Genomic DNA, 12,534 nt, shown 5'->3' with positions numbered 1-12,534 from the left:
TGAGATGCGGGCTGCAGACCACTTGTGGGCGTGTCGAAGGACCCTCGACCTGGGCTACTACTTCATCCTGGGCGCGACGCTCTTCCACCTCGCCGTGGGCCGTGTGGCCCAGCCCTACCGGAACGGCGGGGGCGGGCCGGCGTGGGAGCAGTACGTGGGCACTGCAGCGGAGCTCGGGAGTTGACCCGATCGACTCACCCGTGATCCGGATCGGATGCTCGACCTCGGGGACTCGTCCCACAGCTGCCGTCCGAGTCCGCGTTCCCGCCCAGATCAACGAACGTCGCCAATACGGCACGGCAGTTGGCCGGGCCTTCCCAACGCCTGTTGTCCATGACGGTGGTGTTCCTGAGCCTGACACTGCCGGGACCGACCCGCAGCGGTGGGGCAGGCGTGTAGCCGAGGGTGATGTTGATGCCGCCCCCGCCCTTCTCGGCGTAGTTGCCGGTCACCTTGGAGTCCACGAGCGTCACGTCCCTGACGCCTCGTACGTCGATTCCCCCGCCGTAACCCGCCAGTTCACCAGGGCGTGTGGGGTCGTGAGGGTCGACGACCCGGTTGTTGCTGATCGTCGACCGTTCGACCAGCCCGGACGAGTCGAATCGGATACCTCCGGCCTCGCCCGCCTCGTTCTGGTCCACCACGCTGTCGCGCAGTGTGAAGGAGCTGAACGGGATGTTCTGGACAGCACCGCCGATGCGCCCCTTGTTCCCGAACAGACGCACCCGTTCCATCGTCAGCTCCGACGCGTTCAGCGCGGCGCCGCCCCCGTAATAGTTGTAGAGGGAGGCCGTGGGTTCAGAGCGGCCGCGGGTGATGCTGAGGTCGGTGATCGTGGTCGGCCTCATGACGGTGAACACCCGGTCGATACCCCGGCCGTCGATGACGGTCTCGTCCGCTCCGGCCCCGGTAATGGTGGTAGGTGCGAAGATCTTCAGGTTGCCGTGTGCCGTGTCGCCGAGGGTGTAGTCGGTGAAGGGCCGGCCGAGCAGTGGCGGGACACTGAGGTTGTAACGGCCGGCGTGGAGCACGATGGTCGAACCCGGGTGCACATTGGCTTCCATGACCGCCGCGCGAAGCGTGCATCCTCCCTTGGTAGAAAGGCACCTGCCGTCACGGGCGGACGCGTCGGGTGCGTCGCTGGTGCTGTCTACCACGATGCGTTGAGCAGTCGCCGCCTGCGCCACTGCGTGGCCCGGCACCATCGCGGCGATGCTCAGGGCAGTGGCCGCCGCGGCCACTACTCGGACGGCGGTCGCTGTTGTCTTGGTGGCTTTGGTCATCTCCCAGAAGCTAGAGCTCGTCCTGGACAGCCGGATAGGATGCACATCACGTAAGCCGCATTTGACGAGATATAGCCCAAAAGCCTCTGCGGGATGGGGGGTACCGGCCTGATCCGGATGCCCACATTCCTGATTCCCACACGCTGGTTCCGATCATGGGTCGTGGGGCCGGGCGTGGCGAGAGCGGTCGGCGCAGCGGCGGCGGCCCGCAACCGCTGCGCCGATGCGCTCCAGCATGTCTGCGACAGCCCGGCCGAAACGGCGTCCTTGCACCACACGCTCCTGAACCACGGTTCGCCGGACTTCCGCCAAGGGCCGCTCCAGGCTTTCGCGTCCGCACTTGGGCGGGACGCGATTCCGCGGCTGTGCGGGTTATGCGCAGGCTGGGCAGCGACACTGGGTCGCTGCCCAGCACTGGATGAGTGGGGCGCGTGGGGTTGATCTCATCCCCTTGACGCAGGGCGCAGGGAGAAACGACGTATGTCGCGGTGCCTTCGGCGTGTTGTCAGACGATGCGGAGGATGCTCTTGCCGTAGGTGGCACCCTCCGCGAGCTGCTGCACGGCGGTGGCCAGGTCTGCCAGGCTGTATTCGACGGTGATGTCCACGTGCACTGTGCTGTCTGCGACGAGGTCAAGTGCGCGGCGGGCACTGTCGGCGAGACGTTCGGGGTGGGTCCTGCTGAGCAGGTTGCTGTTGTAAGTGATCAGCGACTTGCCATGCATGAGCAGGTCGTTGGTGTCGGCCAGGACGGGTTCATAGGTGCTGAGATTGCCGTACACCGCAAGGCGGCCGTGCGGCGCGAGCTGCTCCAGGCCTGCGCGACGAGTCGAGCCTCCGACCGGGTCGAGGATCACGTCGAAGCGCTCGTTGTCGAGTTTGGCCGGGAACTCTTCACGGAGTACGACCTGGTCGTAGCCGAACCGGGTGGCGTAGCCGGCCCTGGCCGCACTGCCGACGATGCCGACGACCCGACCGGCTCCGGCGAGCCGGGCGAACTCGGCGGCGAGCGTGCCGACCGAGCCGGCCGCAGCATGGATCAGCACGCTTTCGCCGGGCTGCACTTGAGCCCTGGTGTTGATCAGGTCGTAGGCGGTCGGCGCGGCCCAGCCGAGGCCCGCCGCCGTCCGCAGCGGCAGGTCACCGATGTCCAGACTGAGCAGGGCGGGCGCTACGACCACCTCGGCAAAGGCGCCCCCCGTGGTCAGCGCGGCCACGGGGGCGCCGTTGCGGTCGGGGGTGACGCCCTCGCCAACAGCAGTGATGTGCCCGACCGCCTCGAAACCGGGGACGAAGGGGCGTGGGACGGGGAAGTCGCCGTCCCGGACCATGACGTCCCCCCACTGGATCCCGGCGTAGGCGACCTGGATCGCCACCTCGCCGGGGCCGGGGGCGGGCTCGTCGACTTCGGCGATCTCGTAGTGGCCCTCCGTGTCGAGCAGTACAGCCTTCATGCTTACAGCCCCCTGTGTTGATTCAGTATCCTTATATCGAAGGCTAGAGATGTAAGGTTCCTGAGTCAACTCATGGGCCTGTCAGTTGAGGGAGAGCATGGTGGAAGTCCCGGTCGAGGAGTCCCTCTGTACCCGGATCAGGCGGTCGGAGCAGGCGCTGATGTCGCATCACGAGGCCGTGTTGCGCGGCTACGGGCTGACCATGACCCAGTACACCGTGCTGCTGACCCTCTCGCGTGAAGGCGGCATGTCTGGTGCTCAACTGGCCCGCTCCTGCGGTGTGACGCAGCAGAGCATGAGCAGCGTGCTGACCAACATGGAGGTCAAGGGACTCATCCGCCGTGATACGTCTCCGGTGCACGCCAAGGTGCAGATCGCCACCTTGACCGACGAGGGTCGGGCAGTCCTCGACCGCGCCTACCAGGAGGTGATCATCCTTGAGCGCGCACTCACCGAGGCGTTCACTCCATCGGAACACGCCGCACTCTGCGCACTCCTGGAACGAGCCACTGCTGTCCTGATCCAGCAGACGCGCCACGCGACAGCCCCGCCCACCGCCTGAGCCCCGGCTCAGCTCCATCACGGTCGGCACGTTCGTCCCGGAGCGCTGCCCGCCTGGTGGTGCCGGGGAAGCGGGGGCCCGGGGGCCGACCACCGGCCCCGGCTACCGGCCGTTTTCGCGGACCGGTCCGAACGTGATGCGGGCTGCAGCGAGCGGAGCGCGTCGGTGCACGTGTGGCACTCCCACTTCCTCATGTTTGGCGGCAGCCGCGCTGCTCCCGGTCCTGGGGGCTGGAGGTCCACCCGCTGCATGTCCAGGGTCGACTTTCCGCGGAACGTCCGGTTGTCCGGGTCTCCGGGGACATCCGGTCGGAGGGCGCCGCGTGTACGGCCTCGGTGAACCCCAGCGGGTCGCCAGGGCCGCAGTCTTTGGACGGCTCCTTGGGCAGTTCGCGCACCACGACGATCGCCGTGCAGCCACCCTCGGTGCTCACCATGGACACCCGCATCACGAGGTGGACCGGTCGAAGCCGTCCTCGGGGCGACTGGACACCCGGTGTCAGCCGATGATGGAGGTAAGCCGCGAAAGAGGTGATGGCCATGCCCCCGCACTGTGATTCTCTCGACGGTCCCGTCGTCACGGCTGCACGCAAAGCTCTGGAAGAAAGGAACGTCGACCGGATCCTGCCCTACGTGCCAGAAGCCGGAGAGCCAGAAGTCCGTGAGGCGTTCAAGCTCACCGTCAAGGCGCGGACTCTCGGCCACGAGGCACAGGAAGTGGCCGACCGCTGGTTCTTCGAGACGGTCGTCCGCGTGCACCGCACCGGAGAAGGCGCTCCCTTCACGGGGCTCAAGCGAGCCGGGCTCGATGTCGGACCGGTGATACCGGTTGCCGAGCGCGCCCTCGACGCCGGCTCCACGGACGAGCTGACCCGGATACTCTGCGGGATCATCCGTGAACAGGTGGAAGAGCGGCACGGCCGTGCCATGGCGCTCAAGGAGCACGCCGCTGAGGGTGTGGCGGGCGCCCGCGCATACGTGGAGGCCGGGCTCGGCCTACAGGTGTGGGCTCACCACCTGTACAAGCAGGCAACCGCTGCCCCACATGTGCCGACCCAGCGCTCCTGAAGCAGCGGCGTCCGAGTGTCACCTCGGTGAGCGCTCCGGTGGGTGCCAGGTCAGGTGCACCGCTGTGCCGTCCGCCTGGGGGGGTGGCCGCAGTTCCGTCCGGTCGGGCTGGCCGCCCCTGCTCGGCCTCGTCCGACGGCGTCGATCGTGGCGCGCAGGGTGTCGGCGGCCTCCGTACCGTACCGCTCGTCCTCGGTGCGCACGTGCAGGTCATGGAGCGAGACCGCGCGAGGCTTCCCAGCGCGGATGGGTACATGGTCGGCTGGTGGTCCCGCGCCAGGACGACGGCGTTCGCTCCAGTTGTTTTTGAGATGCCTGTCATCGTGCGTAGGCTGCGGCGCTGGCGAAGGGCGAAACGGAAACGGAAAGATCCTGCATCAGCCGGTCCAGGGCGGAGGAGCATGCCTCAGCTGTGGCGCTCAGGACGACCCAGTGCGCGAGTCTGTCTTCGATGCCCGACTCTTCCACGGCCAGCACGTGGCTACCGGCCCGCTGATGGAGAGCGGTCCGGTCAACGAGCGGCTGGTGATCGGGTGGGACTAGCGAGAGATGGTCTATGCGACCTGTCACTGAGGAGTAAGCGAATTGGACGGCGGCTGCTCGCTGGCTCGAGGGAGTCAGGTGCGGAGGCCGACCTGTCGCCAGGTCAGCAGCCACCCGGGGCAGACTGAGGCCAGTGGCTCGCTGGACGAGCAGCGGGATCAGATCGCCGGCGAGATGGGGGCTGATGTCAGTGATACGCGGGCCCCGAGGCGTAAGTGTCATCTCGATGTGGAGTACTCCGAGTGCGATGCCGAGAGCCTCGACAGCCCGAACGACCGTTTGCCGAACCAGCCGATTGTGTAAGAGGCGATCGTGCGCGTACACGCAGTGACGTACCACTGGCTGGGCGGGTGGTGGACCAAGAGTGCTGCGCGTGATGGCCACGATCCGGATGTCGTCCCGATCGAGAACAACGGTCTCGGCAGCCACCCGAGGCCCTTCCAACTGCTCTTCGATCAGTACTCCGCGACGCGGTGGACCGTTCAGCGCTGAAGGCGTACGGGGAGCGCGGCCATACATGGCGGACATCTCCTCACGGTTGCGGGCCGAGCTGCCGCCTGGGGTCCCCGTCCGTGCGCGGAGCACCGCTGGGTATCCGATCAAGGCCGCATGTGAAGCCGCGGCTTCATCGCTGTCTGCTTCCGCCCACCGCGGCACCGGTACCTTGTGCTGAGCCAGGACCTGGCGAGCTGCCACCCGATCAGTGCTGTTGGCCACGGCTCGAGGGGACGCTGTCCGCAGTCTCAAGCGTTCGGCGAGTCGCGCGGCGGCCACGAGCCGCTCGCTGGAGCAGGCGATGACACCGGCTGCCCCGTGTCGGGCAACATATTGCCGCACCACAGCAGTCATGACCGCCTCATCGGCGGGATCGGTGCAGAGGTGACTGGCGAGGTAGGGGCGCGCCCAGTCCGGTACAGCAGCGTCGACCAGAACAACAGGGTAGGCGGCCGTGATTTCAGAGAGGATGAACTCGTTCTCGTCGGCGGCTCCGCTGAGGCCGAGGAGCAGTAAGGGCCGAGGCACGGTTGTTCCTTCAGGGTAGGGACGAGGCTGGAGGAAGTACGTCAGGCGCCGGCGGCGCAGCTGCAATCCGCCCGTGCTGAGACACCGCGTATGTCAGCGCACCCACTTGCCCGTGAGGCCGGACCCGGGGGAGGCCGGGACACGGCGGCCATCGAGTAGGGGACGGTCTTCCGCTGTTCAGCTGGTTTTCGACCCCGCAGATGCCGATCTCGTCGGGCTTCGGGCCTGCATCGAGGCCGGCATGACCAGTCCCAAATGAGCCTGATTTCGGCGAGCGAACGGAGATGGGAAGAACTTTGAGAGGAGCTGTTTGGCCGGCCTGACGGCTCGCCAACTGCTCGACTCGGTCGGAAATTCGACACGAAGCTGTACCTTTCTGATTTCAATTGAATTTGAGACTTCTCGCGGCGCCACTGCTTCATCAAGTTGATTGGATGGTTGGGTTGACCCTATGCGCGTGCCGCATGATGCTGTCAAGTGCATTGGAAGGGTTGGGCGTTGCTGACGCGGAATCCAATCGGCTAGATTGACGCGGGGCACAAGGGTTGCTGTCCCTGGCTAGGAGTGTGATTCAACGAGATGGGTGACGTGCCCACCAGCCGCGGGATCATCGCTGACAGGCTCACCTGGCTGATCGAGAATCGGCACCCGAGCGGCACCGGTCCCTCGACCTACGAGGAGATCGCCAGGCGGAGCAGACGGCTGCCGCACATGAACAAAGGAGCCGCAGACGGGGGAGCGGAGAAGGGGATCAGTACCCAGACCGTGCTGAACATCGCTTCGGGCGCGGTCAAGAACCCTGGTGTCAACACGGTGAGAGCACTTGCGCGCGTCTTCCGGGTGCGAGTCAGTTACCTTCTGGGTGAGACCGACGAGCTGACCATCGAGCCCCTCCCTGACGGACCCGACGTGGCCACAGCATCACTCCGCTCGGGCGGGCGCGACCAGGCGGGAGTGGCGGCGGCAGCCACCTCTGCCGACACCATCGCCCGACAGCTCGACTACCTCTTCAAGGTTGTGACTCCGAAAGGCCGCGACGCATACAGCGAAGCGGAAGTTGCCCGCGCGGTGAGCACTCAAGGCTGTCCGGTCACGGAATCCGACGTTTTCGCTCTGCGGACAGGTCAGTGCACGACCGCTCCGTCCCGTGATTTCCTTGAGGGCATTGCCAACTTCTTCATGGTGCCGGTGGCCTACTTCAGTGATGCTGCGGTCGCCAAGAGGATGTCCGAGGACCTGGAAATGCTGAGCGCACTCAGGAGCGTTGGAGCACGGGAAGTCGCCGTGCGTGCCCTGTTCGGCCTTGATGAGGACGCATGCCGGGCACTCGTGCCCGTAATCCAACAGCTGGGGCAGGCAGGGCCTCGCCAACGGATGTGACACGCCACTGGCTGGGGGCTGCCCGTAGTCCGATCCTCCGCGGCATCAGACTCGATCAGGTCGGTGCCCCCGAGGCGCAAGCGCTCCGGACCGGAGCCACCAACCTGCCGAACGAGGGGGATGCTCATGGAATTTGTTCGCTGGCAATGGCCGGCCACGGACCCGGGGGGAGCGGGGATGGACGATAGGGCACTTCTGCGTTACTGCGCTGAAGTAGTCGAGCAGGTCGACGTTCCTGCACCGTACGACGTGAATGCTTTGTGTGACGCGCTGGAACGGATACGCCAACGGGAGATATCCCTCGTACCGATGGCGATGCCGACCCGGCCAGGCAGCCCCTGCGGGCTGTGGATCGCCACCGACGACATCGACTACATCCTCTACCAGAAGAACACAAGTAAAGCCCACGGCGGCCATATCGTCCGTCACGAAGCAGGCCATATGCTGCTGGGGCACTCATCCGCACCAGCTCACCGAGACGAAGTCGCACAGCTGCTCATGCCCAGCCTCAGCGCTGCCCTCGTGCGCACTGTACTTGGGCGCACGGTCTACTCCAGCCACGAGGAACGGGCGGCCGAGATGGTGGCGTCACAGTTTGCCATACGCGCAAGCCAAGCCGGCAGACAGGCTACGCGTCGCCAAGATCTCGCCCCAGGAGTGGCCAAGCTGGTGAGCCATCTGGAGCGCTCCCTGGAGCGAAATGCCGAGGGAATGTAAGTGTTCCACAACATCGTCTACGGAGTCCTGGCACTCATCACATGGAGCGCCTTCTTCTACAAGGCCAAGGACCTGGCGAGGAATTGGCGCAACCCCGAAGTGCGACTGTTATGCCTTGCCATCGCCACTTTTGCCCTCCCCTTCGTTCTGGCTGCCCCCTGGGTGTACGTCCGGCTCGACGCCCTGTTCGGCTACCCGAACCTGATGACCCTCCCCGTCTACCTGTCCGTCGCGACCTGCCTCACCTCATTCCTGGCTCTCCTGGTCAACTGGTCCTCAGCGCAGTCCCAGGTACGCCCACGCCACCGGCTCATCGTCGGCTACGCGGTCCTCTCTGTCATCGCCATGATCGTCCTCTTCCTGCTGGGCGATGTCAGCGATGGCGAACACCCCGTCGACTTCGATGCCCACTACGCCCATACCCCGTACATCTCCGAGTTCCTGCTCGTGTACGCGCTGCTCTTCGCAGTCAGCATGTCCGCTCTGATGCTCCTGTGCCGGCGTTACGCAAAGGCGGTGGACAAACCCTGGCTGCGCCGCGGACTTCGCGTCGTCACGCTGGGAGCCGGCTTCGGCCTCGGCTACGCGGTGCCAAAGTTGATCTCGCTGCGGTGGGAGACATCGCTCACGGACAAGGTCAACAGCTACGTAGCCCCCATGTCTGCCAGCATCGCTGCTGCGCTGTTCGCCGTCGGGTTCACCATGCCTGCCTGGGGCGTAGGGCTCGACCGAATACGCCAGTTCCAAGCCGACGTCAGGGCCTACCGCAGTCTCTACCCCCTGTGGAGCGCCATAGCAGAGGCGTTCCCACAGGTAGTGCTGTTCCAGCCACCTCCGCCGCGCACCACACACTGGAACGCCCGCAACATACACCGGCTCTTCGGCCGGATGGTGATAGAAGTCCGTGACGGCAGCCTGGCCCTGCGCCCCCACGACGATCCCGAGGCACTGCATACCGCCAGTGACCTGAAAATGCTACTCATCCGCCAGATCACTGAAATCCGCGATGGGCAACTCCTGCTCCTTCCCTACTACGAGCAGCGCATCGCGGTAGAAGCCCGCGCCCGCGCGCAGGCCGCCGACCTCGAGGAAGACGACCTGGAAGCCGTCGTAGAGGCCGCCCAAATCGCGGCCGCCCTCAACGCCGTGGCCGCCGGAGCCCCACTACCCGAATCACCGGCCGGCACACCGCAAGACCCCGCCGACGGCAACATCCAGAAGGAACAGGCCTGGGTCACCCGCATTGCCGCCGCCTACCACTCGTCTCCCATAGTCAAGGACCTCACAGCCACAACTGACGGCCAGCCCTGCGACCGGATCACAGCATGAGCGCAAACAGACTCCTCGATGACGCACTGATGGCAGACCCGCATACGGCATACCGAAAGCTCCGCGCGGCCGGTCCCGTCCACCAGGGCGTCACTCCCGACGGCGAGCCTGTGTGGGTGGTCACCCGCTACGCACAAGCCCGCGACATCCTCACGGACCCGCGCTTTTCACTGAACAAGGCCAATGCACGCACCAGCGGCGAGTACCAGTCCTCCATGCCTCCGGAACTGGACGCTCACCTCCTCAACATGGATGCCCCCGATCACACCCGGCTCAGACGCCTTGTCGCACAAGCGTTCACCCCACGGCGCATCGAAGAGCTGCGCCCACGCATCCAACACCGCGTGAACGAGCTCATTGACTCGGCTCCCGGACCGGAGACCGACCTCATGGAAGCGCTGGCAGAACCGCTGCCCATGACCGTGATCTGCGAGCTCCTGGGGATCCCCGCCAGGGCCCGGCGGGACTTCCGCACCTGGACAGACTCGCTGATGTCCCCACGGCCGGGAGCCGCCGGCGAGTCGCGAGCGGCCATGAAGAGCATGTACCAGTTCCTCATGGGTGTGCTCGCGGACAAGCGCCGCCACCCCTCGGACGACCTGCTGTCCGCTCTACTGTCCTCCCACGACGAGCATGACCGCCTCACTGAGGCCGAGCTGGTCTCGCTGTCCTTCCTCCTGCTCTTCGCCGGCTACGACAACGCGGTCCACCTCATTGGCAACGCCGTCCTTGGACTGCTGCTCCAGCCACAGCACATCACGTCGCTCCGCAGCGGAGAGCTTTCTCCCCGGCAAGTCATCGAAGAAACGCTCCGCTGGAATCCGCCCTTCCCGCTGGCCGTACGCCGCTTCGCCTTGCAGGACGTCACCATCGGCGGAACTGCCATCCCTGCCGGGGGGCGTGTCTGGGTAGCCCTCATATCGGCGAATCGGGACGAGGCGCTCTTCGAGAATCCCGACGACTTCAACCCGTACCGTGCTTCCGCCCACCTCAGTTTCGGCCACGGCGCTCACTACTGCCTGGGCGCACCACTGGCCCGCCTTGAAGCCGAGATCGCCCTCACCACCCTCTTCCGACGCCGACCAGACGTAGCCCTGGCTGCGCAGCCGGAAGAGCTGCAGTGGTGGCTGTCATTTCACAAGCGAGGCCTCGTGCGGCTCCCCGTCCGCTGGTAAGCATCTGCTTGCTCGAACCCGGTCCGCCGTCGTGACGTTGCCGCCCCCGTGTTGATGACCCTTTGAGCCTCCAAAACGCCGAACAGCAGCCCCGGCAGCTGCTGCGACGCCGTGCACCAGTTCGCTGACCGGCTCGCCGACGCGGTGAGCACTCCCTGCACTCGCGACCGGCAGGGGGCCATGGTCGACACAACGGGCACCTCCCGTCCGTCTTCGGACCCGTCACGACCGGCCACGCTGCAGCCCGTCCTGCTGGGCCGCGGCCCACAGCCGCCCGTTGGGGGATTTCGACCAGGCCATGGTCGGACGCGGATTGATGTAGCGGCTGCTGCAACCGTCCCACTGGGCCGTCGACGCCCTCCATGACGACGTGCGCGCCTACGTCGACAAGCACGGTTCGCCTCTGGTGCACGTTTGACATCGGCACGCGCCGAGTTCTGAGTACCTGTACTCAGGACCCAGTTCTCCTTTCGAGGGAAACTTGTGCCGTGCCCGACCCCGCCTCTCCACGGCCCTCCGGCCTGCCGCAGTTCCGCGGTGACAATGTGTCGCCCCCGCGAACCGGACGCCGGTGGCTGCCTCTCATCGGGGACGTCGCCCTGGCCGTCGGGCTACTCGTCCTCGACGGCGTCGCGGCCCTCGCGGTCTTGCTGCTCGGCATCGACTACAGCGGCTGGGAGCCGTTCGACCCCGGGGCGGACAACTCCGACATCGCTCTGACTCCCAACTGGCTGTACGTGGGCATCGCTGGCGCTGTCATGGTGCTGACCGCTGCACTGCTGTACCGGCTCCGCGCCGTTGTCAGCGCCTGCCTGCAGGTTCTCGTCGGCTTCACCATATTGGTCCTCGCTGTGGGCGGTGCGCAGATCGACGGACACCGCGGCCCCCCGGCCGACACATCCGTGTCCAGCCACCCGGCCGCATCGCACCACTGATCACCGCGGTCGTCCGGCCCCGGGCACAGCTGAAGGATCATCGCGCCGACGATAAGCCCGGTTGTCACAGCGGTGGGAACCCCGGTGCTGCCCCACGGCGGCGTGCGTGCGTCTCTCCCGCCTCCCAGCCTGCACCGCGGCGCAGGCGGGCGAGAGCGGCGACCGCCGGGGACCTGTCCTTGAGGTATCCCTCCTGCCAGGTGCCGATGTGCGTGGCGGCGAGCGCCGCGACCCGCTGGTGGACCGGAAGGGGGACGGACGTGGCTGATGTGGATGCGGTGGTCATACGCGCACCTCCGGGTTGGGTCGAGGCGGGATCGGTGTCCGCCAGGCCGGCAGGCCCTGCTCCGGGCGGACCGGCGTCGGTCGAGGCGGGGTTTCCGCCGGCGTCCGGGGACCCGGGTCTCCCGGCGCCTTGTTCCGTCGCGACCGGAACCGCACGTCGGCCAGGCCCGCGTTCAGCCAGTGGGTGCCGCCCTTGTGATCGGTGTGGATCCGCCCTTCCCATGCCGCATCGCCCGCGGCGACGAGACGGTCGCCGAGATGTCCCACCTTCTGCCGTACCTGGCGCTGCCATGTGTGCCGGTGCTCGAAGGGATTGGGAGCCTGAGCGATGGCGGACAGCCAGCCGCGGTACGGGTGGCCCAGGATGTCGAATCCCTCGGCCCGGGCCGCGCTCTTCGGCCCCTCCTCCTCGGCGCCGGCCGCCCGGGCGAGGTCGGCCGCAAGGTCACCCAGGGGCCGCACCGCCCGATCGGCGTCCTCGACCGCGGCGATGGCCTGCCGGGCGCATGCGGGGTCCTGCCCCAGCAGGACGACCGGCATCACCAGGCGGTCGTCGACGACCTCATCGACCACGGACTGCTGGGTTCCGCACTTGACGCCCGCCAGGCGGGCACGGACGAGGAAACGGCGAGAAAGGTGGCCGTCGGTCACCAGCCGGGCGATCCACTGGAGGATCCCCGGCCGCAGACGCGAGGGGGCCTCGCTACCGCCGGCGTCCTCCAGGCGGTCGGCGAGGAGTGCGGCGATCCCCTGCCAGGCCCTTCCTCGGACTCACTGTCTGT

At 66.7% G+C, this 12,534-nt stretch carries 12 protein-coding genes and 1 pseudogene; 8 read left to right on the top strand and 5 right to left on the bottom strand.

The window, feature by feature from the left end; all coding sequences use genetic code 11:
- The first annotated feature begins 4 nt into the window (after nt 1-4).
- Nucleotides 5-184 carry a hypothetical protein gene (locus tag ACFYOV_RS18070; protein WP_389088849.1) on the top strand — a complete coding sequence of 60 codons (180 nt, stop codon included), beginning with the start codon at nt 5-7 and terminating at the stop codon, nt 182-184.
- Nucleotides 185-194: 10 nt separating this feature from the next.
- On the opposite strand, the gene ACFYOV_RS18065 is transcribed toward ACFYOV_RS18070, so the two are convergent.
- Both ACFYOV_RS18065 and ACFYOV_RS18060 read right to left on the bottom strand, forming a co-directional pair.
- Entirely contained in the window at nt 195-1,241 is a 1,047-nt protein-coding gene (locus ACFYOV_RS18065) for a hypothetical protein (RefSeq protein ID WP_389088846.1), read from the bottom strand.
- Nucleotides 1,242-1,788: 547 nt separating this feature from the next.
- Nucleotides 1,789-2,736, bottom strand: coding sequence for a zinc-binding alcohol dehydrogenase family protein (locus ACFYOV_RS18060; protein ID WP_389088844.1), 948 nt, complete (start codon nt 2,734-2,736; stop codon nt 1,789-1,791).
- Nucleotides 2,737-2,833: 97 nt separating this feature from the next.
- On the opposite strand from ACFYOV_RS18060, the gene ACFYOV_RS18055 reads away from it, so the two are divergent.
- Together ACFYOV_RS18055 and ACFYOV_RS18050 are read left to right on the top strand one after the other, a co-directional pair.
- Complete coding sequence (locus ACFYOV_RS18055) at nt 2,834-3,298, top strand: MarR family winged helix-turn-helix transcriptional regulator (RefSeq protein WP_389088841.1); 465 nt, start codon at nt 2,834-2,836, stop codon at nt 3,296-3,298.
- Nucleotides 3,299-3,831: 533 nt separating this feature from the next.
- Nucleotides 3,832-4,365, top strand: coding sequence for a DUF6448 family protein (locus ACFYOV_RS18050; protein ID WP_389088839.1), 534 nt, complete (start codon nt 3,832-3,834; stop codon nt 4,363-4,365).
- Between the two features lie 810 nt (nt 4,366-5,175).
- Here the strand turns inward: ACFYOV_RS18050 and ACFYOV_RS18045 are convergent.
- A pseudogene (locus ACFYOV_RS18045) lies at nt 5,176-5,757 on the bottom strand (acetyl-CoA carboxylase biotin carboxylase subunit family protein); the annotation flags it as partial.
- A gap of 753 nt (nt 5,758-6,510) precedes the next feature.
- Here ACFYOV_RS18045 and ACFYOV_RS18040 point away from each other — a divergent pair.
- From ACFYOV_RS18040 to ACFYOV_RS18020, 5 genes are all read left to right on the top strand, one after another.
- On the top strand, nt 6,511-7,311 hold the full coding sequence (locus ACFYOV_RS18040) for a helix-turn-helix domain-containing protein (RefSeq protein WP_389088836.1): 801 nt from the start codon (nt 6,511-6,513) through the stop codon (nt 7,309-7,311).
- 177 nt (nt 7,312-7,488) lie between these two features.
- Nucleotides 7,489-8,028, top strand: a complete 540-nt coding sequence (locus tag ACFYOV_RS18035; RefSeq protein WP_389088834.1) for a ParH-like protein — start codon at nt 7,489-7,491, stop codon at nt 8,026-8,028.
- The gene (locus tag ACFYOV_RS18030; protein ID WP_389088831.1) at nt 8,029-9,357 is read left to right on the top strand and encodes an MAB_1171c family putative transporter; all 1,329 of its coding nucleotides are present in this window, start codon (nt 8,029-8,031) and stop codon (nt 9,355-9,357) included.
- Nucleotides 9,354-10,532 carry a cytochrome P450 gene (locus ACFYOV_RS18025; protein WP_389088829.1) on the top strand — a complete coding sequence of 393 codons (1,179 nt, stop codon included), beginning with the start codon at nt 9,354-9,356 and terminating at the stop codon, nt 10,530-10,532. Before ACFYOV_RS18030 ends, ACFYOV_RS18025 begins: the two co-directional genes overlap by 4 nt.
- A 488-nt stretch (nt 10,533-11,020) precedes the next feature.
- On the top strand, nt 11,021-11,467 hold the full coding sequence (locus ACFYOV_RS18020) for a DUF6234 family protein (protein WP_389088826.1): 447 nt from the start codon (nt 11,021-11,023) through the stop codon (nt 11,465-11,467).
- A 64-nt stretch (nt 11,468-11,531) separates the two neighbouring features.
- On the opposite strand, the gene ACFYOV_RS18015 is transcribed toward ACFYOV_RS18020, so the two are convergent.
- Nucleotides 11,532-11,753, bottom strand: coding sequence for a hypothetical protein (locus tag ACFYOV_RS18015; RefSeq protein ID WP_389088823.1), 222 nt, complete (start codon nt 11,751-11,753; stop codon nt 11,532-11,534).
- Nucleotides 11,750-12,475, bottom strand: a complete 726-nt coding sequence (locus ACFYOV_RS18010) for a type I-E CRISPR-associated protein Cse1/CasA (protein WP_389089232.1) — start codon at nt 12,473-12,475, stop codon at nt 11,750-11,752. Before ACFYOV_RS18010 ends, ACFYOV_RS18015 begins: the two co-directional genes overlap by 4 nt.
- Between the last annotated feature and the right edge of the window lie 59 nt (nt 12,476-12,534).

Source organism: Streptomyces sp. NPDC005931, from assembly GCF_042871235.1.
Lineage (GTDB): Bacteria > Actinomycetota > Actinomycetes > Streptomycetales > Streptomycetaceae > Streptomyces.
The sequence above is the reverse complement of the archived record's forward strand: the minus strand, read 5'-3'. Positions and strand labels throughout refer to the sequence as shown.

Coding starts and splice junctions, on each gene's coding strand:
- ACFYOV_RS18015 (WP_389088823.1), bottom strand. CDS start 11,753: ATGACCACCGCATCCACATCAGCCACGTCCGTCCCCCTTCCGGTCCAC.
- ACFYOV_RS18055 (WP_389088841.1), top strand. CDS start 2,834: ATGGTGGAAGTCCCGGTCGAGGAGTCCCTCTGTACCCGGATCAGGCGG.
- ACFYOV_RS18060 (WP_389088844.1), bottom strand. CDS start 2,736: ATGAAGGCTGTACTGCTCGACACGGAGGGCCACTACGAGATCGCCGAA.
- ACFYOV_RS18050 (WP_389088839.1), top strand. CDS start 3,832: ATGGCCATGCCCCCGCACTGTGATTCTCTCGACGGTCCCGTCGTCACG.
- ACFYOV_RS18035 (WP_389088834.1), top strand. CDS start 7,489: ATGGACGATAGGGCACTTCTGCGTTACTGCGCTGAAGTAGTCGAGCAG.
- ACFYOV_RS18070 (WP_389088849.1), top strand. CDS start 5: ATGCGGGCTGCAGACCACTTGTGGGCGTGTCGAAGGACCCTCGACCTG.
- ACFYOV_RS18040 (WP_389088836.1), top strand. CDS start 6,511: ATGGGTGACGTGCCCACCAGCCGCGGGATCATCGCTGACAGGCTCACC.
- ACFYOV_RS18025 (WP_389088829.1), top strand. CDS start 9,354: ATGAGCGCAAACAGACTCCTCGATGACGCACTGATGGCAGACCCGCAT.